Source organism: Mycobacterium sp. IS-1590, from assembly GCF_001500025.1.
Classification (GTDB): Bacteria; Actinomycetota; Actinomycetes; order Mycobacteriales; family Mycobacteriaceae; genus Mycobacterium.
Genome location: NZ_LQIW01000001.1, coordinates 174389 through 201289 on the forward strand (window position 1 = coordinate 174389; position 26901 = coordinate 201289).

Here is a 26901-nt window from a genome sequence, read left to right on the forward strand (position 1 = left end):
AGGGTAAGGGTTCATGTTCGGTCGTCTCACCACGCTCGCCAGCGCCGCCGCGATCGCGGGCGCCGCATTCGCGGGTCTTTCCACCGCTTCGGCTCAGGCCGCACCCGGCTGCCCCGATGTGCACTGGTTCGGCGCCGCGGGGTCAGGACAGCGTGACGGCGACCTGAGCTCGAACGCCGGAATGGGCGACGACATCTACCAGTCCTACCTCGACGTGCAGCAGTTGGTGGCCGCCGACGGTCGGACGATGACGGCCGAGGCCGTCGAATATCCCGCTGTCCCGGTGCCCGACGACGACGGTGGCGTCGGGGAGTGGATGGGCTTCATGGGCAGCGTCGACACCGGCGCAGCCGCGCTCGAGTCGCAGTACACGGCGTTCACCCAGCGTTGCCCCGAGTCGAAGGTGGTGCTGGCCGGTTACTCCCAGGGCGCGATGGTGGTGCACCGCAATCTGCACGCCGCCGGGACGAATCCGAACGTGGTGGCCGCGCTGCTGATCGCCGACGGCGACCGCCTGCCCGCCGACCCGACCATCAACATCGGCTCGGTCACCAGCGTCCCGGGCGCCGGCAAGGGGGTCGCCCAGGACTGGCCGATTCTCGCCCACGCGCCGAAACCGCTCCCGCCGGCCATCGGCGCACGCACGATCAGCGTGTGTGAGCTCGGCGATGCGGTCTGCGACTACGACCCCGACGCCGAAGAAGTGTCGAAGGTCTCGACGCTCATCCACACCAGCTACACGAACTCTTCCGGTGGATACCGGTGGACCCAGCCGCTGTATCAACTCATCGGCCCCGGCCCGGTCACCCCGCAGGCGTCCGAGGCGCTTCCGGTCACACCGCTGGCGGCGGCGACACCGATGGCTGCGACGGCGCCGGGCGAGTAGCCGATCGCCGGGCGCTCGACAGCACCGCGGCGCCCGCGGCCAGGAGAACCACGCCGAGCACGGCGAGTATGGCGTCGATCGCACCCGCAGCTGGCATTCCGTTGCGCTGCAACATTTCCAGTACGGTCGACGACACCGCCACACCCACACCGGCCAGCGATACCAATACCGTCAGCGTGACCCCCGCTGCCTCTCCCGCCCGTTCGGGACGCACCACCGCCTGCGTCGCGACAGTCGTGAACGCATAAACCAGGCCGAGCATCAGGCCGCATGCGCTCAGCGCGAGGAGATACAGCGTCCACCCGCGGGATCCGGCGAGCGCGCAGAGGCTCAAGGCGGCGGCGACCGTCGTCGTACCCATCACGGTTACCGGTGCGCGGCGACCGGCGAGCCTGCCGGCCAGTACGCCGCCGATGGCTGCGCCCGCCGACGGACCGAGGAAGACCAGTCCGGCGGTCAGCGGATCGAGCCGGCGGACCTCCTGCAGGGACAGCGTGGACAAGAAGATGGTGATCGCGTACGCGATGTTCGCGACGGCGCCGGCCATCACCAGAACCGTGAACCTCGCGTTGCGGACCAGGTACAGATCCACCAGCGGCCACCGGACTCTGTTCTCGACGACGACGAACGCGGCCAACGCGAGCAGTGATCCGGAGAACGCGATCAGCGTCGTCACGGAGAGCCAGCCCCGGCCGGGCGCGCGGTCAAAGGTCAAGGTGAACAATCCGATTCCGGTGCTGATGAGCGCCAGCCCCGCCACGTCGATACGCCGTGGCGCCGATTCGTCGAAGGACTCGGTGATGACGCGCGCCCCGATCGCGAGCGACACCAGGGTCAGTGGCAGGTTCAGCCAGAAGATCCATCGCCAGCCGACGGTGTCGGTGAACAGCCCGCCGATGAGTGGACCTGCGGCGTTCCCCAAAGCCGCTATGCCATAAGCCACCCCGATCGCATGGCTGGCCTTACCGCTCTCGTAGGCGTTGGTCAGCACGCTGACGGACACGGGGAAGATCATGGCTGCACCGATCCCTTGCACCACCCGGAAAGCGATCAGCACGCCGACAGACGGTGCCAGCGCGCAGGCCACGGAAGCCGCCCCGAACAACGCCACGCCAGTCAGCAGGGCCCGGCGGCGGCCGAAGATGTCGCCGATACGGCCCGCGGGCACCATGAAGGTGCCCAGGGCCAGCATGTACACGCTGATGATCCACTGAAGGTCCGTTGTGCTGGTGTGGAACTCGTCGGCCATCCGTGTGACGGCGAGATTCATCGCGAAGTAGTCGATCTGCACACAGAACAGCGCCGTCGCGACAGCGCCGAGGGTCCATCGCGACCGGGTCTCTGCTCCCGACGGCATCGCCCGACGATACGGCTCGCACGCGGTCATTTGGCATTAATGTGACACGCAGATCGTGGACGACGGGAGCGTGACAGGCGATGTTGTGGCGTTACATCAAGGTCCAAGCCTTCGTGCTGCTGTGCGGGATCGTCGGACCGATCTTCCTGGTGATCTATTTCGCCACGGGTGGTGACCCGATGCTGAAGTGGATGTTCTGGACGGGGCTGCTGATCACGGCCGCCGATGTGCTGATCGCGCTGGCAATCACCGCCGGGGGAGCCCGATCGGCCGCCAGGACCGCCGCGCTCGAGCAGACGGGAGTGCTGGCGCTTGCCCAAGTCACCGGTATCCACGAAACCGGAACGCGGATCAACGAACAACCGCTGGTGAAGCTGGACCTGCAGATCTCGGGACCCGGAATCGTGCCGTTCGCCAGCCAGGACCGGGTGATCGCCTCGATCTCGAGGCTGCCGATGATCACCAGCCGAAAACTCGTCGCGCTCGTGGACCCGATGACAAGCCAGTATCAGATCGATTGGGAGCGAAGCGGTTTGATAAGCGGGATGATGCCCGCCACCTTCACCATCGCCGAAGACAACAGGACATACGATCTGACCGGCCAGACAGAGCCGTTGATGGAGATTCTGCACATCCTCAAGGCGAACAACATCGGGCTCAACAACATGATCGACCTGAGGTCGAACCCCGCTGCACGCCAACAGGTTCAGGAAGTGGTGCGCCGGGCTGCGGCTCATCAGGCACCCGCGAGCACGGCACCGTCGCCGCCTCCCGCTGCCCCGACTGCGGCGACCTCCATGGCGCCCCCTCAACCGTCGACCGCGCAGCGCCTGCAGGAACTCGAGACGTTGCGTGCGATGGGTTCGATCTCCGAGGACGAATACACGGCGAAGCGTCAGCAAATAATCGCTGACCTCTAGCTTTTCGGCCTGTACTCCGTCGTCGGCTGATACCGTTTCGTCGTGCTGCGTTGCGCCCCCGTAGGGGTGCTGCCATGACGGACTCGCTGGAGCAAAGGGCGATCCGGAGTCCGTCGCTGGCCGATGCCATCATTCCGTTGGTCGCGCTGACCGCGCTGATCGGCAGCTCGATAGCGCTTTTCGGACTGGACGCGCTCGACGGGCCCATCCAGGTGGCGTTGGTGCTGTGCTGTGCCGTCGCGGCTCTGATCGCGCTGAAAAACGGGCACCGTTGGAGCGCAGTGCAAGAGGCGGGCCAAGGCGCACTGTCGTCGATCACCAGCGCGCTGTTCATCCTGCTTGCTGTCGGCGCACTGATCGGAACATGGAACTTATCCGGCACCATCCCGACGTTGGTCTACTACGGAATTCTGGTGCTCTCGCCGGGCTACTTCTACGTTGCCACCGCGATCATCTGTGGTGTCGTCGCGATGTCGATCGGAAGTTCGTGGACCACAGCGGGAACCGTCGGCGTCGGTCTGGTCGGCATCGCGACGATGCTCGGGGTGTCGCCGGCCGTCACCGCGGGCGCCGTGATCTCCGGGGCCTACCTCGGCGACAAGCTCTCGCCGTTGTCGGAGACGACGATCCTGACCGCGCAGATGGTCAAGGTCGACCTCTACACGCATATCCGTAGTCAGGCGTGGACGTCGGTGCCGGCGTTCGTGATCGCGGCGGTTGTGTTCACGATCCTGGGGGTCGCCGGGCCACCGCCACTGGACACCGTCGGTGAGGAGGTCGAGCTCGCCAAGCTCAGCCAGATCTTTTCGATCACCCCGCTGAACCTCCTGCCCCTTGCGGTCCTCGTCGTCTTGTCCGTCCGCAAGGCGCCGGCATCGCTGGCGCTGCTGGCGGCTTCGCTGTGGGCCGGAGCGCAGGCCGTCGTCCTGCAACACGACGTCGTCGAAGGCTTCGTGCGCGCGATCCACGGCAGCGCCAATGTGATCGTCGGATCGATACAGGCGGTGTGGCGTGCGATGGCCAACGGCTTCACCATAGACTCGGGGATCGGCGAGATCGACCGACTGCTGTCTCGCGGCGGTATGGACAGCATGCTGCTCACCATCTGGTTGATCATCGGCGCGGTGACGTTCGGCGCGTTGCTCGAGCAGTTCGGGCTGATCGACAGACTCGTCAATCCGATGATCGCAGCCGCGAAAACTACCGGGCGGCTTTATCTTTCGGTGTTCGCCACCGGCATCGGTCTCAACATCGTCGCGGGCGACCAATACATCGCACTGGTGCTGCCGAGCCGCGTCTTCCGGCTCGAGTTCGAAAAACGCGGGCTCGCACCGCAGAACCTGTCGCGCCTGGCCGCAGACAGCGGCACGGTGACGTCGGCACTCGTACCGTGGAACTCCTGCGGCGCGTTCATGAGCGCGGTGCTCGGAGTGTCGACGCTGGCGTACCTGCCCTTCGCAGTCTTCAACATCGCCAGCCCGCTTCTCAGCGTGGTGTACGGCTACACCGGCTTCAAACTCGTCAAGGCCTCACCCACCGAGGAAGCGGAAGCGACATGACCTCAGCCGAGACCCGCACCGAACAGACCGAACAGAAGGTCAGCCTGCCGACCCTGACCGCGATGGTGGTCGGGTCGATGATCGGCTCGGGCGTGTTCCTGCTTCCTCGACGCTTCGGAACCGAGACCGGCGTGCTCGGCGCGATCATCGCCTGGACCATTGCCGGCTCCGGGATGCTGATGTTGGCGTTCGTGTTCCAGCGTCTGGCGATCCGTAAACCGGAACTGAATGCCGGCATCTTCACCTACGCCAAGGCCGGCTTCGGGGACTACGTCGGATTCAACTCCGCCATCGGCTACTGGGCGTCGGCCTGCGCGGGCAACGTGTCGTACTGGGTCCTGATCACCACGACGCTCAGCGCGGTGGTTCCGGCGTTCGGCGCGGGCGACACCGTGCTGGCGGTGGTGGTTTCGGCCGTCGGGGTGTGGCTTTTCGCTGCGCTGGTCATGCGCGGGGTCAGGGATGCCGCGGTGATCAACTACATCGTCACCGTCGCCAAGGTGCTGCCGATCCTCACGTTCATCGTGATCGCCATCGTCGCGTTCGAAGCCGGCGTCTTCGCGGACAACTTCTGGGGCGCCGACGGCGGATACTCGTTCGCATCGATCTGGGATCAAGCGACGGGCACGATGCTGATCACGGTCTTCGTCTTCCTGGGCATCGAGGGCGCGGCAGTGTATTCGCGCATGGCGCGCAGGCGCGAAGATGTCGGGCGGGCAACGGTCTTCGGCTTCCTCGGCGTCCTCAGCGTCTTCGCGATGGTCACGCTGGTCTCCTACGGCGTGCTGCCGCAGGACGAACTCGCAGGTGTCAACCAGCCGTCCATGGCGGCGGTACTGGAGTCGATCGTCGGCCCCTGGGGTGCGGTCTTCATCAAGGTCGGCGTGATCGTCTCGGTGCTCGGGGCCTACCTCGCATGGACATTGATGGCAGCGGAGGTGCTGTTCATCCCCGCGAAATCGGATGACATGCCGCGGTTTCTGGCGCGGACCAACCGCCACGATGCCCCCGTCGCCGCGCTGGTCATGGCCGCGGCGCTGACCACGCTCCTGCTCGTCGCGCTGCTGTTCGCCGCGGACGCACTCGATTTCATGCTGGACCTCACCGCCGCGCTGTCGCTGATCCCGTATCTGCTCGCGGCCGCGTACGCCCTGAAGCTGACGGCCACGCGCGAAACCTACGAGGACGGCAGGTCACTCGTCGGCGATATGATCATCGCCGCGATCGCGACCGTGTACACCCTGTTCCTCGTCTACGCCGCGGGGATGGACAAGCTGCTGCTGTCCTGCCTCCTCTATGCGCCGGCGGCCGCGCTCTACTTCAGGGCCCGCAGAGAACGCGGCCTGCGCGTGTTCCGCCCAGTCGAGGCCGTTCTGTTCGGCGTGATCGTGCTCGGCGCGGTCGTCGCCGTGGTGTCGCTGTCAACCGGCGCGATCGAAATCTAGTGCACACGAGAGGAATCGAAGTGGTAAACCGATCTGCTGATTACGGCGTCCACTCCGAGGTGGGCAAGCTGCGCAAGGTGCTGGTCTGCTCGCCCGGCCTCGCCCACGAGCGATTGACCCCGAGCAACTGCGATGCGCTGCTGTTCGACGACGTGCTGTGGGTGCAGAACGCCCGGCGCGACCACTTCGACTTCATCGACAAGATGCGTGAGCGCGACGTCGAGGTGGTCGAACTGCATGAACTGCTCGCCGAGACGATGGCCATCCCAGAAGCCAAGGCGTGGCTGCTGGACCGCAAGATCGTCGCCAACGAAGTGGGCCTCGGCCTCGTCGACGATACCCGCGGGTTCCTGGACGAACTACAGCCACGACGGCTGGCGGAGTTACTGATCGGCGGCATGTCCATCCGGGACCTGCCGAGAGAACTGCACTCCGGCTACCGGTCCCTGGCACGCGAAAACGCAGGGATAACCGAGTATTTGATGCCTCCGCTACCCAACACGCTGTACACCCGCGACACCACCTGCTGGATCTACGGCGGGCTGACGCTCAACCCGCTGTTCTGGCCCGCCCGGCACGACGAGACGCTGCTGATGAAGGCGATCTACCAGTTCCATCCCGACTTCGTCGGCTCGCGGGTGTGGTGGGGCGATCCGGAGCAGTCGTGGGGGCTCGCCACGTTCGAAGGGGGCGATGTCCTGGTGCCCGGCCACGGCGTCGTCATCATCGGAATGAGTGAGCGGACGTCGCGGCAGGCCATCACGCAGGTGGCCGCGAAGCTGTTCGACGAGGGCGCGGCGACGCAGGTGATCGTCGCCGGTATGCCGAAGCTGCGGGCGGCCATGCACCTGGACACCATCTTCACGTTCGCCGACCGCGACGTGGTCACCATCTATCCCGAGATCGTCGACGCCATGGAGACATTCACGCTCTACCCCAGCGACACCGCCCCCGGCGTCGAGGTGGTCGAGGCGCACAAGCCCTTCGTCGAGGTCGTGGCATCCGCGCTCGGGTTGAGCGAACTGCGGGTGGTGGAGACGGGCGGAACGGCCTACGACTCGGAACGTCAGCAGTGGGACAGCGGCAACAACCTGGTCGCCGTCGAACCCGGCGTGGTGTTCGCCTATGACCGCAACACCCACACCAACACGCTGCTGCGCCGCGCCGGTGTCGAGGTGATCACCATCGTCGGCGCCGAATTGGGCAGGGGTCGTGGCGGCGGGCACTGTATGACCTGCCCGATCATCCGCGACCCCATCGACTAGCTTCGGCTTCTAGAACACGTTCCAGTTCGGCTGTTAGCCTGTCCGCGGGCTCTCACCTCCGGCGAGCGACCGCGGATGTCCGCGCCGGGGCGGTGTGTCGTGTACCGACACGGTCGCTCGCGGTGAGGGCGGGTTTCCGGAAGGAGCAGCGGTGACGGCGATCAACCGACCCCTGGAAGGCCGAGTGGCATTCATCACCGGCGCCGCGCGCGGGCAGGGTCGGGCGCATGCGGTCCGGCTTGCCGGCGAGGGTGCCGACATCATCGCGATCGACATCTGTGCCCCGATCTCGGAGACCATCACCTACCCGATGCCGACGTCGCAGGATTTGGCCGAAACGGTGCGCGCGGTCGAGGCGACCGGCCGCAAAGTGCTCGCCCGCGAGGTCGACATTCGGGACTTGGCCGCGCTGCAGCAGGTGGTGGCCGACGGTGTCGAGCAGTTCGGCCGGCTCGACATCCTGGTCGCCAACGCCGGTGTGCTCAGCTGGGGCCGCATCTGGGAGATGTCGGAAGAGCAGTGGGACACCGTCATCGACGTCAACCTCAACGGGACGTGGCGCACCGTCCGGGCGGCGCTGCCGGCGATGATCGCCGCGGGCAACGGCGGATCGGTCATCATCGTCAGCTCGTCGGCCGGGTTGAAGGCCACGCCCGGCAACGCGCATTACGCGGCGTCCAAGCACGGGCTGACCGCGCTCACCAATTCCTTGGCGATCGAGGCCGGCGAGTTCGGGATCCGGGTGAACTCCATCCACCCGTACTCCATCGAGACACCGATGGTCGAGAAGGACGCGATGATGGCGATCTTCGCCAAGCATCCGAGTTATCTGCACAGCTTCGCGCCGATGCCCTACAACCCGCTGGACGAGGAGAACAAGGGTCTGCAGGGCTTCATGGAACCCGAGGAAGTGGCCGACGTCGTCGCGTGGCTGGCCGGTGACGGTTCGAAGACGCTCTCCGGCAGCCAGATCGCCGTCGACCGCGGCGCGATGAAACACTGATGTTTCGTCCGCGGGCGGCTAGCTAGCCGGCCAGGGCGGCGGCGAACTGGTCGATGGCCCAGTCGATCTCGTGCTCGGTGATCACCAGCGGGGGAGCGAATCTCAGGGTCGAACCGTGGGTGTCCTTGACGAGGACCCCGCGCTGCGCCAGGCGCAGGCTGATTTGTTTGGCGGTGCCCGACGCCGGGTCGATGTCGACGCCGGCCCACAGACCCTTGCCGCGGACCGCCACGACGTCGCGACCGACGAGCGACTGCAGCCGTCGGTGCAGGTGCGCCCCCAGTTCAGCTGAGCGGCATTGGAATTCGCCCCGCTGTAAGATCGCCACCACGGTCGAGCCGATCGCGGCGGCCAGCGGATTGCCGCCGAAGGTGGATCCGTGCTCGCCGGGATGCAGGACACCGAGGACGTCGGAGTCGGCCACCATCGCCGACAACGGCATCACACCGCCGCCGAGCGCCTTTCCGAGCAGGTAGACGTCGGGCACCACTGCCCAGTGCTCGCAGGCGAACGTCTTCCCGGTGCGGGCAAGGCCGGACTGGATCTCGTCGGCGATCAACAGCACGTTGCGCTGCGTACACATCGCGCGAAGGCGCGGCAGGAAGTCGTCGGGCGGGACGATGATGCCGGCCTCACCCTGGATCGGTTCGATCAGCACCGCGACCGTGCTGTCGTCGATCGCCTCGGCGAAGGCGGCGGCGTCACCGAACGGCGCAGCGCGAAATCCGGGGGTGTAGGGTCCGAAACCGCGGCGGGCGCTCTCGTCGTCGGAGAAGCTGACAATCGTCGTCGTGCGGCCGTGGAAGTTGTTGTGCGCCACCACAATATTCGCGTCACCAGCGGGAACGCCCTTGACGTCGGTACCCCATTTGCGGGAGACCTTGATCGCGGTCTCCACCGCTTCGGCACCGCTGTTCATCGGCAGCACCATGTCCTTGCCGCAGAGCTCGGCCAGCGCCGCGCAGAAGGGCGCGAGCCGGTCGGAGTGGAACGCGCGGCTGACCAACGTCACGGTGTCCAGTTGGGTGTGCGCGACCGCGGTGATCTCGGGGTTGCGGTGGCCGAAGTTGACGGCCGAGTATGCGGCCAGGCAGTCCAGGTAGCGGCGGCCCTCCACATCGGTGATCCACGCGCCCTCGGCACTCGCTGCGACAATCGGAAGCGGCGCATAGTTGTGCGCCACACAGTGGTCGTCGATCGCGATCGCCGCACCTGTCGCTTCCAGCGTGGTCACGAATGTACCTCCAACGTGCAGCATTTGACGGATCCGCCGCCCTTGAGCAGCTCGGAGAGGTCGACGCCGACGGGGTTGAATCCCGCCCCGCGCAGTTGGGCGGCGAAGCCGGTCGCCGCGGCCGGCAGGACGACGTTGCACCCGTCTGACACCACGTTGAGGCCGAAGGCGTAGGCGTCGGCGCTGGCCACCTCGATGGCATCGGGGAACAGCGTGCGCAGGCTCACCCGCGAGGCGTTGCTGAATGCGGGTGGGTAGTACGCGATCGTTGTCTCATCGAGCACCGCGAGGGCGGTATCGAGGTGGTAGAACCGCGGGTCGACCAATTCGAAGCTGTAGGTCGGCCGCCCCACCACCTGGGCGATCTCGCTGTGCGCACGGCGATCGGTCCGAAACCCGTATCCGGCCAACAGGATCGAACCCGCGACCAGCAGGTCGCCCTGGCCTTCGTTGGTGTGGCGCGTCTGTACGGGTACGTAGCCGTGGCGGCCCATCCAATCGCCGTACGCGGCTGCTTCACCCGCGCGCTGCGGGTAGGCGAATTTCGCGACCACCGCTGTACCGCCGACCATCAGCCCGCCGTTGGCGGCGTACACCATGTCGGGCAGACCCGGGACGGGCTCGACGAGGTCGACGACGTGTCCGAGTTCCTGATATGTGCGCCGCAATCGCTCCCACTGAGCCAGGGCCAGTGCGGTGTCGACGGGCGCCTCGATGTCCATCCACGGGTTGATCGAGTATTCGACGGCAAAGTACGTCGGCGGTGTCATGACGAAGTGGCGCAGTCGGACGTCACGCCGGCGCCGGCGACCGGACCGGGAGGGGGCAGCCACACCGAAGGACGTCATGAATCAACGGTAGATACCGGCCCTGATGCAATCAATTTCTGTTTGTTGCGTGTCCAGCAGCTGTTTATTGTGTATGGTCGTGACAAACGGCGATTCGTTGTGTGGAGGTGACCGTGGACCGCCTCGACGCGACCGACGAGCAGATCCTCGCCGCACTCACCGATGACGCGCGCGCCACCTACGCCGAGATCGGCGAGCGAGTCAACCTGTCCGCCCCCGCGGTGAAGCGCCGCGTCGACCGCATGCTCGACAACGGCGTCATCCGCGGCTTCACCACCGTCGTCGACCGGACCGCCCTGGGCTGGACCACCGAGGCGTACGTGCAGGTGTTCCGTCACGGAACCATCGCCCCGGAACGATTGCGGGCGGCGTGGATCGAGATTCCTGAGGTCATCAGCGCAGCCACGGTCACCGGCGCCGCCGATGCGATCCTGCACGTCGTGGCGCGCGACATGCGCCACCTGGAGGAGGCGTTGGAGCGCATCCGCTCGGCTGCCCACGTCGAGCGCAGCGAGAGCATCGTCGTGTTGACCAACATCATCGATCGCGATCGAGGCTGAGCACCAAAGCCCGGGGTGGCGGACAAATCGACCCAGGGATCGTGTAAGAAACTGCCCATGACCACATCAGCGGGCATCGTCATCGTCGGCGGCGGACTCGCGGCCGCCCGGACCGCCGAACAGTTGCGCCGGTCGGAGTACACCGGTTCGGTCACGATCGTCAGCGACGAGGACCATCTGCCATACGACCGGCCCCCGCTGTCGAAGGAAGTCCTGCGCTCCGAGACCGACGACGTCAGCCTCAAGCCCGCGGAGTTCTACGAGGAGAACGACATCACCGTGGTGCTGGGCAACGGCGCGCGGTCTGTCGACACGGCCGCTCAGACGTTGACGCTCGCCGACGGCAGCGAGTTGGGTTACGACGAACTCATCATCGCGACCGGCCTCATACCCAAACGCATTCCGTCCTTTCCCGATCTCGCGGGCATCCACGTGCTGCGCAATTACGACGAGAGCGTGGCGCTTCGGCAGGAGGCCGGTTCGGCTCGACGCGCCGTCGTCGTCGGCGCCGGGTTCATCGGCTGCGAGGTCGCAGCGAGCCTGCGCAAACTCGGAGTCGAGGTCGCGCTGGTGGAGCCCCAGCCGGCACCCCTGGCGTCGGTGCTCGGCGAGCAGATCGGTGAGCTCGTGGCCCGGGTGCACCGTGCCGAAGGGGTCGACGTCCGGTGCGGCATCGGCGTTTCGGAAGTGCGGGGTTCGGATCGCGTCGAGACGGTGGTGCTCAGCGACGGCACCGAACTCGAGGCGGATCTGGTGATCGTGGGCATCGGATCGCGTCCGGCGACCGACTGGCTCGAAGACAGCGGTCTCAAGCTCGACAACGGGGTCGTCTGTGACGACCACGGCCGCGCCAGCGCTCCGCACGTCTGGGCCATCGGCGACGTCGCGTCGTGGCGGCACAACCTCGGTCATCAAGTGCGCGTGGAGCATTGGAGCAACGTCGCCGACCAGGCCCGCGTCCTGGTGCCGACGCTGCTGGGGCAGGAACCGCCGACCGCAGTCTCGGTGCCGTACTTCTGGAGCGACCAGTACGACGTCAAGATCCAGTGCCTGGGCGAACCGGAGGCCGAAGACGTCGTCCACATCGTCGAGGACGACGGGCGCAAATTTCTCGCCTACTACGAGCGTGACGGCGTGGTCGCCGGAGTCGTGGGCGGCGGGATGCCGGGCAAGGTGATGAAGGCGCGCGCCAAGATCGCGGCGCGCGCACCCATCGCCGACCTCCTGGCCAAGTGATTCAGGTGTCCGAACAGTCGCTGAGCGACCGTTCGGACACCGAAATCGCCGATTAGAACTCGCCGAGGTAGAAGCGGATGCCCTGGTCGTCGGCGCACAGCGCTGACTTCCCGTAGGACTGCTGTGACGGCTCGTCGATGACGGTGCCGCCCGCCTCGCGCACCCGCGCCACCGCGGCGTCGACGTCGGCGACGGTCCACATCGGCACGGTCACCGCCTCGGAGTTACCGCCGGCGACGCCGGACATCGGATGCGTCTCGCGCACCCCCCAGCCGTCCTCGATGCGCCCGGGCTCGAATGTCCAGAACAGCACCCTGCTGTAGAACGCCTTGAACGCGCCGGACTCGGGAACCTGATAGGTGATGTACGAAAGTTCGCCCGGCCCAGTGCCGTTGAGCGCTGGACGCGGTGTTCCGGGTGCTGGCCGGAAGACCGCGAACGCCGTCCCCGCGGGGTCGGTGGCGTCGAGCACGGTGCCGAAGTCGAACTGCTGAGACCCGCCCACGGTGCCGCCGCCGTCGACGATCGACTGCCGTGCACCGTCGAGGTCGACGACCGCGTAGCAGCACAGCATGCCCTGCGGGCTGTCGCTGCTGAAGATGCCGATCCGCTGGTCGGTGTTGGTCACCTGGTGCGTCACGGGGTCATAGGTCCACCCGAGCACGTGACCGTAGAAGACGGCCGCCCGTTCGGCGTCGGGCACCCACACCGAGACATAACCGACGTCGCCGTGCTGGATCGGCACGGCCGTGCCCGTCACCGGCCCGCTCAGCATCCAGCGGTGGCCGAACGGATCGATGATCGTGGCGTTGCGCGCGCCGTAGTTCTCGTACGGTTCGCGCTGCACCTGCGCGCCGTGCCGCCGCGCCCGATCCAGCGTCGCGTCGGTATCGTTCACGCTCAACTGCAGGCTCACCGAAACCGACTGCGGTGAAGGTGCTTTCAGTCCGATCTCGGGATACTCGTCGGCGAGGTAGAGCACCCCGCCGCCGATCGCCAACTCGGCATGCCCGATGCGCCCGTCGTCCATTTCGATGGGCTCGCCGACCACCGCCGCGCCGAACGCGTCACGGTAGAAGGCGATGGCGTGGCGCGCGTCGGCGACGGTCAGGTACGGCACCGCGGCGGCGCGAAGCCGCGCAACAGGCGTGACGGACGGGATGTCGGACAGTTCGGCGATGGCGGTATCGGTGCCACTCATGACGACCTCCTCGGTTCGATTCGGTAGGGAAAGCGCCGACTCCAGTCGTGCGCGCAGACCGGCGGCGAAGGCCGGGTCGGGGGCGACCGGAAGTTCGTCGCCGCGCAGCACGTCCAGCGGATCGTGGCTGTTGTTCACGACTGCCTCCCTTCCGGTTTCGGGTAGTGAGCGCGAAAGGCCCTGCGGGCCCGCACCAGCAGCGCCTCTGTCGCGTGCACCGTGCGGCCGATGAGCTCGGCGCACTCAGGCACCGAGCAGTCGTCCATATAGCGCAGCGCCAGCACCGTGCGGTGCTGCTCGGGCAGTTTGGCAAGCACACTTTCGGCGACGATGCGGTCGAGTTCGGCGTCCCAGTCGTCGGCCGGCTCGACGGGTTCGGGCAGATCGGCGACCGGGGTGGTGAACCGGTCGTGGCGGCGTCGGTAGTGGTCGGCCAGCTTGTGGCGCGCCACCCCGAGCAACCACGGCACGGTCATCGGCGGTGGAGCGGCCTTTCTCGCGGCGTCCATCGCCGCCAGGAAGGTTTCCGACGTCAGGTCTTCGGCGGTTCCACGGTCACCACAGCGCCGGACGAAGTATCCGTACACCACCGGCAGGGATTCGTCGTACAACGCCAGCAGCTCCCGTGGAGCGTCGGTGCCGTTCGGTTCGGCGCTCACACTCATATCGTCGCCATTGCGCCTCGAACTCCGACGGTCTTGCCGCAACTTTTTTCGCGAGCGCGGAGAAAGCAGGCGGAGAGTTCAGCTCGTGTAGTCAGGAGTCCACCGCACGTCGGTGATCCGCTGCGCCAATTCGTCGGGGTTGAGGGTGGGCGCGACGCCGTCGGCGACGGCTTGTTCGGCCACGGCCTGTGCGATCCGCACGGCCACCTCGGGGATGTCCGACCACGCGGGCAGTAGCGGTGCCCCGGGATCGGCGAGGGCGGGGGACGCGTCGCCGAGCGCCGCGGCCGCGGCCCGCATCATCTCGTCGGTCACCCGGGTTGCCTGCGCCGCCGTGACGGCCAGACCCATCGCGGGGAAGATGTAGGCGTTGTTGCACTGCGCGATGGGCCGCTCGACTCCGTCGCGCTGAAGCGGTGCGAACGGCGAGCCTGTCGCCACCAACGCCCGTCCGCCCGTCCACGCGTCGAGTTCGGCGGGGTGGGCTTCGGCCCGGCTGGTGGGATTCGACAGTGGAAATATGATCGGGCGATCGACCTTGGCGGCCATCTCGCGCACGATGGCCTCGGTGAAAGCTCCTGTTGCGGTTGACAATCCGAGGAGAACACCGGCCTCGATGTGATGGATGACGTCGGCCAGCTGGGCCGGTCCGGACACGCCCCAGCTCGCGACCCGCTCGGCCGGCTGCGCGAATGCCCGCTGACCGGGGGACAGGTCTGTGCGGTCGTCGGTGAGCAGACCGGTGACGTCGACCACCCAGATCTGCGCCGACGCCTGCTGAGCCGACAAGCCTTCGCTCATCATCTGGCGGTGCACCATCTCGAGCACCCCGATACCCGCCGAGCCGGCCCCCAGCATCACCACCTGCTGCCTCGACAGCGGGCGCCCCGCCACCTTGGCCGCGCCGTGCAGCGCGCCCAACGTCACCGCGGCGGTGCCTTGGATGTCGTCGTTGAAGGTGAGCAGCTTGTCGCGATAGCGCTGGAGGATCGGCAGCGCGTGCGCGGTGGCGAAATCCTCCCATTGCAGAAGGACGTTGGGCAGCTCGTCGAGCACTGTGGTGATGAAATGGTCGATGAACGAGTAATACTCGTCGTCACCGATGCGGCGGTGCCGCCAGCCGAGGTATTGCGGGTCCTCGAGCAGTTCGACGTTGTCGGTGCCCACGTCGAGCACGACGGGCAGCGTGCGCGCCGGATCGATTCCGCCTATGAGGGTGTACAGCGAGAGCTTCCCGATGGGGATTCCCATCCCGCCGATGCCCTGATCGCCCAGGCCCAGGATGCGTTGCCCGTCGGTGACGACGATGACGTCGACCTCCCGCCGCGGGCGGTTGCGCAGCATCTCGGAAAGGAACTCGCGGTCCGGATAGGAGACGAACAGCCCGCGCGGGCGCCGGTAGATCTCGCTGAAGCGCTGGCACGCCTCGCCGACGGTCGGCGTGTAGACGATCGGCATGGTCTCGGCGATATGGTCGCGCAGCACGCGGTAAAACAGTGTCTCGTTGCGGTCCTGCAGGTTTCGTAGATAGATGTGTTTGTCCAGCGGCTCGCGGCGCCTGCTGAACTCGCGCCACGAATGTTCGGTCTGCTGCTCGAGGCTCTTCTCGGCGGCAGGGAGCAGGCCCAGTAGGCCGAACCGGCGGCGCTCGGAGTGGGTGAATGCGGTGCCCTTCGTCCACAGCGAGTCGTAAAGCAGATCGTGACCAGTCTTCTGCTCGGCGCTTTGCTCGGCCATCGGCTTCCTTCCCGCGACCGCCCAAAGCTATCGCGGTGGCCGAGTGCGCAGAGGTGATTCAGCGATCCAGTGCCCACAGCCCGTCGGCGACGGTGTCGAACGCCGCGCCGAGCGCCGCAGCGAGCGGCACCGTCTCGTCGGCCAGCCAGTGTTCGTACGCGGAGAGCGCGACGCCGAGCATCGTCCACGCCACCGTCTGCGGCACCAGGTCGCCGGTGGTGGCGTCGAGGCGTTTGGCGACGAACCCGGCGACCACGCCGCGCCAGCCGGCGTACATGGTCATCGAGTAGGCCTGCAGGGCGGCGGTTTGAAGGATGACCCGCATGCGCATCCGGTGCCGCGCGGTCTCGGCAGCGTCGAAGCTGTTGAACGCCAGCAACGCGGTGCGCAGAGCCTCACCGATGGGCACCTCGGGATCGAGATCGGCCAGCAGATCGCGCATGTGGGCCAGATGAGCGTCGAAATCGCCCCAGGGCAAGGCATTCTTGGACGGGTAGTAGCGGAACAGCGTGCGCCGGGCGATGCCCGCGGCTTCGGCGATGTCGTCCACGCTGACGTCGTCGAAACCGCGCGCGGCAAACAGGTCGATGGCCACGTTGCTGATGTGGTCCCACGTCGTCGAGCGCCGGCGGCCCACCCGGTGCTGGTCCGGCCCCATAGGGGGTCCCCTTTCCATTTAGGCACTCGATGCCATATTATTGCGATCTCGATCACAGTTGTCGAGAACGGTGATACTGAAAGGCGGAACCAAATGGAACCGAAGCAGCAGGTGGACAGCGACGAGCTGGTTACCGAGACGCTCGTCGAAGAGGTGTCGATCGACGGGATGTGCGGGGTCTACTGATCGTGACCTCGTCGTCGGCGGCGCCCGAGGAAGGCACCGCGTTCGACCCGGAGCTCGGCTGGCGGCTGCACCACCAGGTGGCGGTGCGGCCGGAGCCGTTCGGGGCGCTGCTCTACCACTTCGGAACGCGCAAGCTGTCGTTCCTGAAGAACCGGACCATCGTCGACGTCGTCAACACCTTGTCCGACCATCCCGACGTCCGCTCCGCCTGCCGTGCCGCCGGTATCGACGACACGCAGCAGGCGCCGTACCTGCAAGCACTCGGTGTGCTTGCTCGATCGAAAATGCTGGTGCCACAATGACATCCACCGAAGCCGTACGTGTGCCCCGGCTGGTCGAGCAGTTCGAGCACGGCCTCGACGCGCCGATTTGCCTGACCTGGGAACTGACCTACGCCTGCAACCTCGCGTGCGTGCACTGCCTATCGTCGTCGGGTAAGCGCGACCCGCGCGAACTGACCACTGCGCAGTGCAAGGACATCATCGACGAGCTCGAGCGCATGCAGGTCTTCTACGTCAACATCGGCGGTGGCGAGCCGACCGTGCGTTCGGACTTCTGGGAGCTCGTCGACTACGCCACCGCCCACCACGTCGGTGTGAAGTTCTCCACCAACGGAGTGCGCATCACGCCCGAGGTCGCGGCCCGGCTGGCGGCCAGCGACTACGTCGACGTGCAGATCTCCCTCGACGGCGCGACCGCGGAGATCAACGACGCCGTCCGCGGCGCGGGTTCGTTCGCGATGGCGACCCGGGCCCTGCAGAACCTGGCCGACGCGGGTTTCAAGGACGCCAAGATCTCGGTGGTCGTGACCCGGCACAACGTCGACCAGCTCGACGACTTCGCCGCTCTCGCATCGCAATACGGCGCAACGCTGCGCATCACGCGGCTGCGGCCGTCGGGCCGCGGCGCCGACGTCTGGGATGATCTGCACCCCACCGCCGACCAGCAGGTACAGCTCTACAACTGGCTGGTCGCCAAGGGCGACGGGGTGCTCACCGGCGACTCGTTTTTCCACCTCTCCGGGTTGGGTGAACCCGGCGCGCTCGCCGGGCTGAACCTGTGCGGAGCGGGCCGCGTCGTCTGCCTCATCGACCCCGTCGGCGACGTCTACGCGTGCCCGTTCGCCATCCACGACCGGTTCCACGCCGGGAACATCCTGTCCGACGGCGGTTTTCAGAATGTCTGGCAGAATGCGCCGCTCTTCCGTGAGCTGCGCGAACCGCAGTCGGCCGGCGCGTGCGGCAGCTGTGGGCACTACGACAGCTGCCGCGGCGGGTGCATGGCCGCCAAGTTCTTCACCGGGCTGCCGATGGACGGCCCGGACCCCGAATGCGTCCAGGGCTACGGCGCCCCCGCCCTGGCTCAAGAGCGGGTCAAGCCGAAGTCCAGCGTCGACCACTCCCGATCGGGCCCGGTGATGCTGAAGCTGCTCACGACGCCTCCCAAGTCCGATGTCGGCGCCGGCGCGCCTCCCCGGTCCCATGTCGGCGCCGGCGCGCCTCCCCGGTCCCATGTCGGCGCCAGCGCCCCTCCGAAACGTCTCTGCAACGAAAGTCCGGTGTGATCATGGCCGACACCTGGTTCGAAACGGTCGCGGCCGCTCAGGAGCGGGCGAAGCGCCGGCTCCCCAAGCCGGTGTACTCGGCACTCATCGCCGCCAGTGAGAAGGGCGTGACGGTCTCCGACAACGTCGAGGCATTCGCCGAGCTGGGCTTCGCGCCGCACGTCGTCGGTGCGACGGAGAAGCGCGATCTCGCCACTACCGTGATGGGACAAGAGATTTCGTTGCCGGTGCTGATCTCGCCGACCGGGGTGCAGGCGGTCCACCCGGTCGGGGAGGTCGCGGTCGCGCGCGCCGCCGCCGCGCGCGGCACCGCGATGGGCCTGTCGTCGTTCGCCAGCAAGCCGATCGAAGAGGTGATCGCGGCCAACCCCAAGCTCTTCTTCCAGGTGTACTGGCTGGGCGGGCGGGACGCGATCGCCGCCCGGGTCGAGCGCGCCCGGCAGGCGGGTGCGGTCGGTCTGATCGTCACCACGGACTGGAGCTTCTCGCACGGCCGCGACTGGGGCAGCCCGAAGATCCCCGAGCAGATGGACCTGCGCACCACCGTGCGGATGCTGCCGACGGGGCTGACCAGACCGCGCTGGATGTGGCAGTGGGGTAAGACCCTGCGGCCGCCGAACCTGCGGGTTCCCAATCAGGCGGCGCGAGGCGAGGAGGGTCCACCCTTCTTCGCCGCATACGGCGAGTGGATGGGCACCCCGCCGCCGACCTGGGAGGACATCGCCTGGCTGCGTGAGCTGTGGGGCGGTCCTTTCATGCTCAAGGGCGTAATGCGTGTTGACGACGCGAAACGTGCTGTGGACGCGGGTGTTTCAGCGATCTCGGTGTCCAATCACGGCGGCAACAACCTGGACGGGACACCCGCGTCGATCCGTGCGCTGCCGCCGATCGCCGAAGCGGTCGGGGACGACATCGAGGTGGTGCTCGACGGCGGCATCCGACGGGGCAGCGATGTGGTCAAGGCAGTCGCGCTCGGTGCCCGCGCGGTCATGATCGGGCGGGCGTATCTGTGGGGTCTGGCGGCCAACGGGCAGGCCGGCGTCGAGAACGTGCTCGACGTTCTGCGGGGCGGCATCGATTCTGCATTGATGGGCCTGGGCCGCGCGTCGGTGCACGATCTTGGACCCGACGACGTGCTGGTGCCTCCCGGCTTCGTCCGGCCGCTCGGCGTGCCCGGAGGGTCCACCACCTGACGGCCTGCCCGGCGCGTGGGAACGCGCTGGTACAGGCGGGGCGCAGGGGACTGAGGGGGCGACGTCGGCGCCGGCGGTGAGAAATTCGGTGAATCAATTGCTGCGCTTGCTTCAACAATTGGCGCACGACAGGTGAATTCGGCCTACCATCGGCGGGTGCCATCTGTCAGCGAGCTCGCGAATGCGACGTCGAAGCAGCTGCAGAGCAAGCCGTCAGCCCTCCTCGTACCCGTCGGATCCACCGAGCAGCACGGCCCCCATCTTCCGCTGGACACCGACACGCGGATCGCGACGGCCGTCTGTCGGGCGGTTGCTGACCGCCTGGTCGACACCGACGGCGTGAACTGGATGGTCGCGCCGGCCATCGGCTACGGCGCGAGCGGCGAACACGAGGAGTTCAGCGGCACCGTATCGATCGGGACGTCCGCGCTGAGGCTGTTGCTGGTGGAGTACGGCCGGTCGGCCTGCCGGTGGGCGTCGCGGCTGGTCTTCGTCAACGGTCATGGCGGCAACGTCGAAGCCCTGGCCGCCGCCACCGCTTTGCTGCGCTACGAGGGTCGGGATGCGGGCTGGTGCTCGTGCACGGCCAGGGGGGCCGACGCGCACGCGGGCCATACCGAAACGTCTGTATTGCTACATATTTCGCCGCAGGACGTCCGTATCGACGAGCGGGTGCCCGGCAACACGGCGCCCCTTCGCGAGTTGATCCCCGAGCTGCGGCGCGGCGGGGTGGCCGCCGTCAGCGAGGTCGGCGTGCTCGGCGATCCCACCACCGCCACTGTCGAGGACGGCGCGCGCATCTTCCCCGATATGGTCGAGACGTGCTTGCGGCGGATCACGCGCTGGACGCCCGACCGCGACGGGATGCTGACATGACCGGCCCGCGACTGCCCGACGGCTTCGCCGTGCAGGTCGACCGTCGGGTAAAGGTGCTCGGCGACGGAGCGGCCCTGCTCGGCGGTTCCCCGACCCGCCTCCTTCGCTTGGCGCCGGCGGCCCAGACCATGCTCAGCGGCGGCAGGCTCGAAGTGCACGACGCCGTCAGCGCCCAGCTGGCCCGGACCCTGCTCGACGCGACCGTCGCGCACCCCCGTCCGGCCAGCGGTCCTTCGCACCGCGACGTCACAGTCGTCATCCCGGTGCGCGACAACGCTTCTGGTGTACGCCGGCTGCTCTCTGCCGTGCGCGGCCTGCGGGTGATCGTGGTCGACGACGGCTCCGAGACACCGCTGGACGCGGCCGACTTCGCCGACGTCCACGCCGGGGTTCAGGTGCTGCGACACGAGCGCAGCCGCGGGCCCGCGGCGGCGCGCAACACCGGTCTGGCCGCGTGCACCACCGACTTCGTGGCCTTCCTGGACAGCGACGTCGTGCCGCGGCGTGGGTGGCTGGAGGCGCTGCTGGGCCACTTCTGCGACCCCGCCGTGGGTCTGGTCGCACCGCGCATCGTCGGTCTGCGTGAACCGGACACCGTGGTCGCCCGCTACGAGGCGGTGCGCTCGTCGCTGGACCTGGGTCTGCGGGAGGCTCCGGTGATGCCCTACGGCACCGTGTCCTATGTGCCCAGTGCCGCGATCATCGGCCGCCGGGCGATGCTCGGGGAGATCGGCGGTTTCGACGAGACGCTGACGTCCGGTGAGGATGTCGACCTGTGCTGGCGACTCATCGAAACCGGCGCGCGCCTGCGCTACGAGCCCATCGCGTTGGTGGCGCACGACCATCGGACACAACTGCGAGAGTGGTTCTCGCGCAGGTCATTCTACGGTGAAGCCGCCGCGCCGCTGTCGGTCCGCCACCCCGGCAAGACCGCTCCGTTGGTGATCTCGGGGTGGACGCTGGTGGCCTGGATGCTGATGGCGATGGGATCGACGATCGGCTACCTGGCTTCGATCGTCGTCGCGACCATCACCGGTCGGCGCATCGCCAAGTCCCTGTCGAGCGTCGAGCCCGAACCAAAAGAGGTCGCCGTGGTGGCCGCACACGGACTGTGGTCCGCAGCCATGCAGCTGGCGTCGGCGATCTGCCGGCACTACTGGCCCCTCGCGCTCATCGCCGCGCTCCTGTCTCGACGCTGCCGACAGGTCGTCCTCGTGGCCGCGGTCGTGGAGGGGGTCGTCGACTGGTTGACCCGGAGCCGGAACACCGAAGACGACACGCAGCGCGTCGGCCTGCTCACCTACATCGTCCTCAAGCGCCTCGACGACATCGCCTACGGGGCAGGCCTGTGGACCGGCGTTGTCCGTGAGCGACATCTCGGCGCGCTCAAACCCCAGATCCGGACCTGAGCGACCCTCCTCACGTGCGCAGTGCCCAATTTGCTCCTCACGTGCGCAGTGACGTCCTGATCGTCGGTGCCGGCAGCGCCGGATCCGTTCTGGCCGAGCGGCTCTCCTCCGACCCGGCATGCACCGTCACCGTCGTCGAGTCGGGTCCCGGACCGTCCGACCCGCGGGTGTCGGCTCAGATCAACGACGGACTGCGCCTGCCCATCGGCACCGCGAGTTCGGTGGTACGGCGGTACCCGACCACGTTGACCGTCGACCCGGTCCGCCATGCGATGCTCATGCGCGGCGAGGTGGTAGGAGGATCGGGGGCCGTCAACGGAGGCTACTTCTGCCGTGGGCTGCCGTCGGACTTCGACGCCTGGCGGCTGCCCGGCTGGGCATGGTCGGACGTGCTTCCGCACTTCCGGGCCATTGAGACCGACCTGGACTTCGACAATGCGGTGCACGGCTCTCAAGGCCCGATACGGATCCAGCGGGTATCCGAATTCGACGGCTGCACAGCATCATTCGTGAAGGCTGCTACTGAAGCCGGGTATCCGTGGATAACGGATCTGAACGGGTCGACGGCCGAAGCGCCGGTGGGTGCCGGAGTGGGGGCGGTGCCCCTGAACATCTACCAGGGTGCCCGCATGGGTCCCGGTGGTGCCTACCTGCAACCCGCCTCGGACCGCGTGAACCTCACACTGCTCACCAACACCCGGGCCCTCCGCATCCGGATCGTCGCCGGGCGCACCGCCGGTGTGGAGTGCACGGGTCCCGACGGTACCGTTCTACTCGAGGCGGACCGGATCGTGTTGTGCGCCGGGGCCATCGGTTCGACGCACCTTCTGATGCTCTCCGGCGTCGGCGCACCCGACACCCTTGAGCGGGTGGGGATACCGGTGGCGGCGAATCTCCCGGTGGGCGCGGTGATGTCGGACCATCCCGAATGGGTGTTGCCGGTGAAGTGGACCGAAACGCACGGACTCCCACCGCTCGAGGCCGTACTGACGACCGAGGACTGGCTCGAGATCCGCCCCTACACAGCCGGTTTCGGGGCGATGGTCAGTGGTCGGCGCGATGATCCCGGCGACCACCCCCACATTGGTGTGACGTTGATGCGGCCGAAGTCGCGAGGGGTCGTCACGATCGTCAGCGCCGACCCCGATGTGCCTCCGGTCATCGAGCACCGTTACGACAGTGAGCCCGACGATGTCGACAAGTTGCGCGCCGGAATCGAGTTGTCCCGCGAACTCGTCGGTGGGGCGGTGGAGGTCGGTCCGGTGTCATGGTCGACCTCGCAGCATCTGTCGGGGACCGCGCCGATGGGTGGCGACGACGACGACGAAGCCGCGGTGGTGGACCCGCGGTGCCGGGTGCGCGGGGTCGAGGGGTTGTGGGTGGTCGACGGTTCGGTGCTACCGGTGATCCCGAGCCGCGGCCCGCACGCCACCATCGTCATGGTCGGCCACCGAGCGGCCGAGTTCATCGTCTGACCGCGAGACCATCCGCTCGATGAAGCGAAGCTGCCTGCCGTCGCGGCCCGGCGCCCACAGCGCGATGAATCCCGCGGCGACGGCGCACAGGACGCCGAGCGCGATCAGGGACGTGTGCATGGCCTCCACGAACGCCAGCTGCGCGAACTCCGAGAGTCGCGCGCCCTCGGGGCCGAGCCGCGCGGCCACTTCGAGCGCCTCGGCCAACGAGTTCGACGCGGGTGTGCGCACAGACTCTGGTAGTGCCTCCAGATGGGGTGCAAGCCGGTCGCCGTACTGTGCGGCGAGCACCGAGCCGGCCACCGCGATGCCCAAGGCAGCGCCGACCTCGCGGGTGGTGTCGTTGACCGCTGACGCGACACCTTGCTTCTCGTCGGGTACCGCGCCCATGATCGCCGAAGTCGCGGGCGCCGTGCACAATCCGATGCCGGCCGACATGACGAGCAGTGGCAGCGCGAGGTCGAGGTACGGCGAGTCGACGTCGAGTGTCTGCATGTAGAGCAGCCCGGCCGCGATGAGTGTCAAGCCGGTGGACAGGACGATCCGCAGACCCAGTCGGGGCAGATACCACGGTGTTGCGAGGCTGAGGATCAGGAGGGGGGCGACCAGGGGCGCCAGTGCGAACGCCGTTTGCAGGGGGGTGTAGCCGAGCAACAGCTGCATGTATTGCATCGACACGAAGAAGAATCCGAAGTTGGCGAGGAAGAAGAACGTCACTACGACGGCACCGGTGGTGAAGTCGGCCTTGGCGAACAACCTGACGTCGAGCAGTGGGTGCGCGCTTCGCAGTTCCCACGCGGCGAAAGCGGCCGCCATGACAACCCCGGCCGCCATGCACCCGTATACGAGGGGATGCGTCCAGCCGTGAGCGGGCGCCTCGAGTACGCCGTAGACGAAAACCGCGACGGCCCCGCCGACCAACACCGCTCCGGGCCAATCCAGCGGTGTCGCTTGCTGATCGCGAGACGAGGCCACCGTGCAGGCCAGGCCGAACAGCCCCGCCCCCGAGAGCGCGAACGCCCAGAAAATCGACTGCCACGACCAGAAGTGGAGCAGCACACCCGATCCCAGGAACCCCACCACCGCGCTCGAGCCTGCCACGCCGGCCCAGATGCCAACGGCCTTGTTGCGCTCGGCCTTCGGGTACGCCGCAGTCAAGAGCGACAGTGTCGCAGGCATCACGAACGCGGCGCCGACGCCGGCGACCGCGCGGGCGAGGATCAACGCGACGGGTCCGTCGACGACCAGGGGCGCGGCCGAGGCGAGCGTGAAGATAGCGAGACCGGCCAGCAGGGCGCCGCGCCGACCGTACCGGTCGCCGATCGCACCTGCCGGCAGCAACAGGCACGCCAGCACCAACGTGTAGCCGTCGACCACCCACGTCAGCTGCGCCTGTGTGGCCGTGGTCTCCAGGGCGATGTCGGGCAGGGCGGTGTTGAGGGCGACCATCGAGCTGATCGCCAGCGCGACGCCCATGCAGGCGACGGTCAGTAGCCAGACGCGCGCGCGGGTGGACAGGTCTGCCACGCTCGCGCCGATATCCTGTTCAGACCGGCTGAGGGTGTCGACCATACGTCGCTCTCTTCCTGAGGAGACTTTCGAGACTAACAGTCTTGTTGTGAGACCGATAGTCTTGTTCCCGGCAAGGAGGTGGGTTAAACGATGAGCGGGGCGAGCACCGACCCGAGGCCGGCCCGGTCGCGTGCCCGCTTGCTCGAGGCGGCGACAACGCTGCTGCGGGCGGGCGGCCCGAGCGCGGTCACCATCGACGCGGTCACCCGAACCGCCAACGTCGCGCGGGCGACGCTGTATCGCCACTTCCCGAGCGCCAACGACTTGATGGCGGCGGCGTTCATGAGCCTGCTCAACCCCGCGCCGATGCCGCCCGCCGAGGGCAGCCTGCGTGACCGGCTGATCGCGGTCGTGGTCGGGTGGGCGGAGTCGATCGCCGAGGTGCCCGCGATGATCACCGCCATGACGTGGATGGCCTCCGGTCCCGATGTGGGGACGTACTCCGATGTGCAGCAATCGGATTCGGATGCCGTGGGCACCCTGAGATCACGCATCATCGCGCTGTACTCGGCGCCCTTCGACGCGATCCTCGACGGTGACCAGGCGGCCGAGGAACTGGACGAGGTGGATCGGATCCAGACGATCTCACTTCTCATCGGCCCGTTGATTCTCGGAAAGCTGTCGACCGTGGCCGACTTCGACTACCGGGCGTGCGCGGAGGCCTCCGTCGACGGGTTCCTGGCCACCCACGCCAAGAAGCCGCGTGAGATCACCTCAGCGAGTAGCGAATCGGAAGATGCTTGAGACCCCCGACGAACACGGTCGCGGCTAGTTCGGGTTCGCCGGCCAGTTCGATCGAGTCCAGTCTCGGCAGCAGTTCGGTGAACAGGCTGTTCATCTCCATGCGTGCCAACGCGGCGCCCAGACAGAAGTGCACGCCATAACCGAACGAGAGGTGCTTGTTGGGATCGCGTCCCACGTCGAACTTGAACGGTTCGTCGAAGACCTCTTCGTCACGGTTGGCGGATACGTAGGCGAGATAGGCGGATTCGCCCTTGGCGATCGGGACGCCACGGACCTCGGTGTCTTCGGCGGCGGTGCGCATGAACTCCTTGACCGGGGTGGTCCAGCGGATCATCTCCTCGACCGCGGTGCCCATCAATTCCGGCTGCGCCTTCAGCCGTGCGAGTTGGTCGGGGTTGTCGATCAGCGCGCGCAGACCGCCGGAGATCGCGTCCTTGGTGGTGTCGTGGCCCGCGGTGGCCACGATGACGTAGTAGGACGCGGTGTCCACCTCGGACAACGGCTCTCCGTTGATGGTCCCGTTTGCGATGGCCGAAGCGAGGTCATCGGTCGGGTTCGCCCGGCGTGAGGCGGTCAGTTCGCCGAAGTAGGCGAAGAACTCGAGCACCGTCTGCAACTTCTCCTCAGGGGTGGTGCCGCGTTGGTACTCCTCGTCGTCACCGCCGAAGATCTCCTGGGTGAGCTTGAGCATGCGCGGGAAGTCCTCCTCGGGCAGCCCGAGCAGCGAGAGGATCACATAGAGCGGATAGTGCACCGCGATGTCCTCGACGAAGTCGCATTCGGGACCGATGTCGCGCATCCTGTCGACGTAGCGCTTGGCGAGTTCGTCCACCCGAACCTTCAATTCGCGCATTGCCTTGGGGCGGAACCAGTCGGCGCCGATCTTGCGGACATCGCGATGGTGCGGGTCGTCCATGTGGATCAGCGTTCGCAGACCCATGCCGGCCTCCAGCTGCGCCCTGGCCAGGTCGTCGGCTTCGGCGGTCGCCAGCAGTGGTCGCGGCTCGCTCAGCCACAGGTTGTTGTCGCGCTCGATGGCCATGATGTCGGCGTGTTTGGTGATGGCGTAGAAGGGCCGGTACGGCGGGTGGTCCACGTAGGGGACCGGATTGTGGGCCCGCAGATGAGCAAGCGCGGCGTGCAGCCGATCGTCGTCGGCGTACGCCTTGGGATCGGCGAAGACCTTTGCGGCTTCCTGTGATTCCTGGTCCATCGTCGGCGTGCTCATGAGGCTCCTCGGGAACGACTTGACGGGTGTCAAGACCAGTCTATGTGACCGACGCCACGTCCGCCGCGAGGGTGGGCCGC

At 67.3% G+C, this 26901-nt stretch carries 25 protein-coding genes; 16 read left to right on the plus strand and 9 right to left on the minus strand.

Annotated elements, in window-relative coordinates:
* The first annotated feature begins 13 nt into the window (after window positions 1-13).
* Window positions 14-886 (plus strand): cutinase family protein, encoded by an 873-nt coding sequence (locus AU197_RS00805; RefSeq protein ID WP_064400493.1) that lies wholly within the window; start codon window positions 14-16, stop codon window positions 884-886.
* On the opposite strand, the gene AU197_RS00810 is transcribed toward AU197_RS00805, so the two are convergent.
* Complete coding sequence (locus AU197_RS00810; RefSeq protein WP_064400826.1) at window positions 834-2243, minus strand: MFS transporter; 1410 nt, start codon at window positions 2241-2243, stop codon at window positions 834-836. The two genes, AU197_RS00805 and AU197_RS00810, sit on opposite strands and share 53 nt — an antisense overlap.
* A gap of 80 nt (window positions 2244-2323) precedes the next feature.
* Here AU197_RS00810 and AU197_RS00815 point away from each other — a divergent pair, with 80 nt between their 5' ends.
* The 5 genes from AU197_RS00815 (at window position 2324) to AU197_RS00835 (ending at window position 8435) form a co-directional block, all read left to right on the plus strand.
* Window positions 2324-3163, plus strand: coding sequence for an SHOCT domain-containing protein (locus AU197_RS00815; RefSeq protein WP_064400494.1), 840 nt, complete (start codon window positions 2324-2326; stop codon window positions 3161-3163).
* Window positions 3164-3237: 74 nt separating this feature from the next.
* Window positions 3238-4722: a Na+/H+ antiporter NhaC gene (nhaC, locus tag AU197_RS00820; protein WP_064400495.1), complete on the plus strand. Its 1485-nt coding sequence runs from the start codon at window positions 3238-3240 to the stop codon at window positions 4720-4722.
* The gene (locus tag AU197_RS00825; protein WP_064400496.1) at window positions 4719-6167 is read left to right on the plus strand and encodes a basic amino acid/polyamine antiporter; all 1449 of its coding nucleotides are present in this window, start codon (window positions 4719-4721) and stop codon (window positions 6165-6167) included. The genes nhaC and AU197_RS00825 overlap by 4 nt, the downstream gene beginning before the upstream one ends.
* Before the next feature lie 20 nt (window positions 6168-6187).
* Window positions 6188-7432 (plus strand): arginine deiminase, encoded by a 1245-nt coding sequence (locus tag AU197_RS00830; protein ID WP_064400497.1) that lies wholly within the window; start codon window positions 6188-6190, stop codon window positions 7430-7432.
* 151 nt (window positions 7433-7583) lie between these two features.
* Window positions 7584-8435: a mycofactocin-coupled SDR family oxidoreductase gene (locus AU197_RS00835; RefSeq protein WP_197415421.1), complete on the plus strand. Its 852-nt coding sequence runs from the start codon at window positions 7584-7586 to the stop codon at window positions 8433-8435.
* A 22-nt stretch (window positions 8436-8457) separates the two neighbouring features.
* Here AU197_RS00835 and rocD read toward each other — a convergent pair whose 3' ends face one another.
* Both rocD and ddaH read right to left on the minus strand, forming a co-directional pair.
* On the minus strand, window positions 8458-9693 hold the full coding sequence (gene rocD / locus AU197_RS00840) for an ornithine--oxo-acid transaminase (protein WP_064400498.1): 1236 nt from the start codon (window positions 9691-9693) through the stop codon (window positions 8458-8460).
* Window positions 9666-10517: a dimethylargininase gene (ddaH, locus tag AU197_RS00845; protein WP_064400499.1), complete on the minus strand. Its 852-nt coding sequence runs from the start codon at window positions 10515-10517 to the stop codon at window positions 9666-9668. The genes rocD and ddaH overlap by 28 nt, the downstream gene beginning before the upstream one ends.
* A 113-nt stretch (window positions 10518-10630) precedes the next feature.
* On the opposite strand from ddaH, the gene AU197_RS00850 reads away from it, so the two are divergent.
* Both AU197_RS00850 and AU197_RS00855 read left to right on the plus strand, forming a co-directional pair.
* Window positions 10631-11077 carry an Rv2324 family transcriptional regulator gene (locus AU197_RS00850; protein WP_064400828.1) on the plus strand — a complete coding sequence of 149 codons (447 nt, stop codon included), beginning with the start codon at window positions 10631-10633 and terminating at the stop codon, window positions 11075-11077.
* Between the two features lie 57 nt (window positions 11078-11134).
* Window positions 11135-12313: an NAD(P)/FAD-dependent oxidoreductase gene (locus AU197_RS00855; protein WP_064400829.1), complete on the plus strand. Its 1179-nt coding sequence runs from the start codon at window positions 11135-11137 to the stop codon at window positions 12311-12313.
* Between the two features lie 52 nt (window positions 12314-12365).
* On the opposite strand, the gene AU197_RS00860 is transcribed toward AU197_RS00855, so the two are convergent.
* From AU197_RS00860 to mftR, 4 genes are all read right to left on the minus strand, one after another.
* Window positions 12366-13652: a VOC family protein gene (locus AU197_RS00860; RefSeq protein WP_064400500.1), complete on the minus strand. Its 1287-nt coding sequence runs from the start codon at window positions 13650-13652 to the stop codon at window positions 12366-12368.
* Window positions 13649-14173, minus strand: a complete 525-nt coding sequence (locus AU197_RS00865) for an RNA polymerase sigma factor (RefSeq protein ID WP_064400831.1) — start codon at window positions 14171-14173, stop codon at window positions 13649-13651. Before AU197_RS00865 ends, AU197_RS00860 begins: the two co-directional genes overlap by 4 nt.
* Window positions 14174-14257: 84 nt before the next feature.
* Window positions 14258-15916 (minus strand): NAD-dependent malic enzyme, encoded by a 1659-nt coding sequence (locus AU197_RS00870; RefSeq protein WP_064400501.1) that lies wholly within the window; start codon window positions 15914-15916, stop codon window positions 14258-14260.
* 58 nt (window positions 15917-15974) lie between these two features.
* Window positions 15975-16574, minus strand: a complete 600-nt coding sequence (mftR, locus tag AU197_RS00875; RefSeq protein ID WP_064400502.1) for a mycofactocin system transcriptional regulator MftR — start codon at window positions 16572-16574, stop codon at window positions 15975-15977.
* A gap of 93 nt (window positions 16575-16667) precedes the next feature.
* On the opposite strand from mftR, the gene mftA reads away from it, so the two are divergent.
* From mftA to mftG, 7 genes are all read left to right on the plus strand, one after another.
* Window positions 16668-16760, plus strand: a complete 93-nt coding sequence (mftA, locus tag AU197_RS25850; protein ID WP_082696438.1) for a mycofactocin precursor MftA — start codon at window positions 16668-16670, stop codon at window positions 16758-16760.
* Window positions 16745-17062 carry a mycofactocin biosynthesis chaperone MftB gene (mftB, locus tag AU197_RS00880; protein WP_156434264.1) on the plus strand — a complete coding sequence of 106 codons (318 nt, stop codon included), beginning with the start codon at window positions 16745-16747 and terminating at the stop codon, window positions 17060-17062. Before mftA ends, mftB begins: the two co-directional genes overlap by 16 nt.
* Complete coding sequence (mftC, locus tag AU197_RS00885; protein ID WP_064400504.1) at window positions 17059-18324, plus strand: mycofactocin radical SAM maturase; 1266 nt, start codon at window positions 17059-17061, stop codon at window positions 18322-18324. Before mftB ends, mftC begins: the two co-directional genes overlap by 4 nt.
* A 2-nt stretch (window positions 18325-18326) precedes the next feature.
* Window positions 18327-19517 (plus strand): pre-mycofactocin synthase MftD, encoded by a 1191-nt coding sequence (mftD, locus tag AU197_RS00890; protein WP_064400833.1) that lies wholly within the window; start codon window positions 18327-18329, stop codon window positions 19515-19517.
* 132 nt (window positions 19518-19649) lie between these two features.
* Complete coding sequence (mftE, locus tag AU197_RS00895) at window positions 19650-20393, plus strand: mycofactocin biosynthesis peptidyl-dipeptidase MftE (protein WP_064400505.1); 744 nt, start codon at window positions 19650-19652, stop codon at window positions 20391-20393.
* Window positions 20390-21802: a mycofactocin biosynthesis glycosyltransferase MftF gene (gene mftF / locus AU197_RS00900; protein ID WP_064400506.1), complete on the plus strand. Its 1413-nt coding sequence runs from the start codon at window positions 20390-20392 to the stop codon at window positions 21800-21802. The genes mftE and mftF overlap by 4 nt, the downstream gene beginning before the upstream one ends.
* A 41-nt stretch (window positions 21803-21843) precedes the next feature.
* Window positions 21844-23277 (plus strand): mycofactocin dehydrogenase MftG, encoded by a 1434-nt coding sequence (gene mftG / locus AU197_RS00905; protein ID WP_064400507.1) that lies wholly within the window; start codon window positions 21844-21846, stop codon window positions 23275-23277.
* On the opposite strand, the gene AU197_RS00910 is transcribed toward mftG, so the two are convergent.
* A complete protein-coding gene (locus AU197_RS00910; protein WP_064400508.1) occupies window positions 23200-24849 on the minus strand; it encodes an MFS transporter in 1650 nt (549 codons plus the stop codon). The genes mftG and AU197_RS00910 overlap by 78 nt on opposite strands.
* Before the next feature lie 90 nt (window positions 24850-24939).
* On the opposite strand from AU197_RS00910, the gene AU197_RS00915 reads away from it, so the two are divergent.
* The gene (locus AU197_RS00915) at window positions 24940-25593 is read left to right on the plus strand and encodes a TetR/AcrR family transcriptional regulator (RefSeq protein WP_064400509.1); all 654 of its coding nucleotides are present in this window, start codon (window positions 24940-24942) and stop codon (window positions 25591-25593) included.
* On the opposite strand, the gene AU197_RS00920 is transcribed toward AU197_RS00915, so the two are convergent.
* A complete protein-coding gene (locus AU197_RS00920) occupies window positions 25559-26821 on the minus strand; it encodes a cytochrome P450 (RefSeq protein ID WP_064400510.1) in 1263 nt (420 codons plus the stop codon). The genes AU197_RS00915 and AU197_RS00920 overlap by 35 nt on opposite strands.
* Between the last annotated feature and the right edge of the window lie 80 nt (window positions 26822-26901).